Below are 372 nucleotides of genomic sequence, written 5' to 3' on the forward strand. Positions count from 1 at the left end.
ATGCTCTCGACACCATGCGACCAAGTCCTTTGGGTAATACAGGTACTTGTGCAAGCTGCTGTCGTCTTCGATGCCAAGCAAGATCACGGCGGCACCGGCTTCAAAGCTCCAGTAACCGTGATACCCACCCTGTTCGCCATTTTCATTGGGCTTATGGCTGTCGTGCCAACCTGTGCCGCTTAGGTCTTTGTACCAGCGCTTGAGGAACAGATCGAGTTCCTTGATCTGCTTGTCCGTTGATTCCTCCGTCAACGCATAGAACAGGCTTTCGTATGGTCGAACTTGGCATGCGTGCTCCGTGTCGAACCGCTTCTCGGCACCAAACACATGGATCATGAACTCTTCATAAATCACATCCGCTCCGCCGTTGGA

The 372-nt window shown here is 52.7% G+C and carries 1 protein-coding gene; it reads right to left on the reverse strand.

Annotated features, from left to right (window positions below):
* A partial coding sequence (locus tag ABG80_RS07285; protein WP_152987515.1) for a PoNe immunity protein domain-containing protein occupies positions 1–372 on the reverse strand: 372 nt, incomplete at both ends.

This window comes from Aquabacterium parvum, from assembly GCF_001447195.1.
Lineage (GTDB): Bacteria > Pseudomonadota > Gammaproteobacteria > Burkholderiales > Burkholderiaceae_C > Aquabacterium > Aquabacterium parvum.